A 1055-nucleotide genomic window follows, 5' to 3' on the forward strand; every position below is an offset into this window, starting at 1 on the left:
CTTGGAGTGTAACTTATTTTGGCGTGGGGAATGAGAACTGGGGCTGTGGCGGAAACATGCGTCCCGAATATTACGCCGATCTGTACCGCCGTTACCAGACGTATGTCCGCAATTATGGCGACAATAAGATTCACCGGATCGCCTGCGGTGCGAATGCAGATGACTATAACTGGACAGAAGTGCTTATGCGTGAAGCCACAAGGTTCATGGATTCGATCACACTGCATTATTACACGCTGCCAACTGGGGAATGGAATAACAAAGGCGCGGCTACCGGTTTTGAGACCAAAGAATGGTTCTCTACACTGGAGAAGGCATTGCACATGGATGAGCTGGTTACCCGTCACAGCGTCATTATGGATAAATATGATCCGGAGAAGCGCGTTGGCCTGATCGTCGATGAATGGGGAACCTGGTATGATGTCGAGCCGGGAACCAATCCGGGCTTCCTCTATCAGCAGAACTCCATCCGCGATGCGCTGGTTGCGGGCTTGACACTGAACATTTTCCACAAGCACAGTGACCGGGTGCGGATGGCTAACATTGCCCAGACGATCAACGTGCTGCAGGCTGTAATTCTTACCGAAGGGGAGAAAATGATTCTGACGCCTACCTACCATGTTTTCAACATGTATAAGGTGCATCAGGATGCAGAGCTGCTTGATTTGGCGCTCGAGAGCGGAACTTACAGCTTCGAGGGACGCGAAATTCCGGAGGTGTCGGCATCTGCTTCTGTTACCGCAGAAGGCGTGATTCATGTCAGCTTGTGCAACCTGAACCATGCAGCAGCAGCTAAGCTTCCGCTTGAGCTGCGCGGACTTGCCGGGCAGGCGCCAGAAGTGACCGGAACGACGCTTGCCGGAACGGCAGTCGATGCCCATAATACCTTCAGTGAGCCGGAAGCAGTAGCTCCACAGCCGTTTACCGCCTTCCAGCTGGAAGGCGGCGTCCTCAACCTGGAGCTGCCTCCAATGTCGGTTACCGTACTGGAAATTAAGCCGAAGGCTTAAGGCGGAGATCTGAGATGAGTACAACAACTGCCTGCAAAGGCTGCC

General features: G+C 53.3%; 1 protein-coding gene. It reads left to right on the forward strand.

Annotated features, from left to right (window positions below; translation table 11 throughout):
• A partial coding sequence (locus AQR02_RS05250; protein WP_054939677.1) for an alpha-N-arabinofuranosidase occupies nt 1-1010 on the forward strand: 1010 nt, incomplete at its 5' end.
• Nucleotides 1011-1055: the final 45 nt, after the last annotated feature.

It is taken from the genome of Paenibacillus ihuae, assembly GCF_001368795.1.
GTDB lineage: Bacteria > Bacillota > Bacilli > Paenibacillales > Paenibacillaceae > Paenibacillus_AQ > Paenibacillus_AQ ihuae.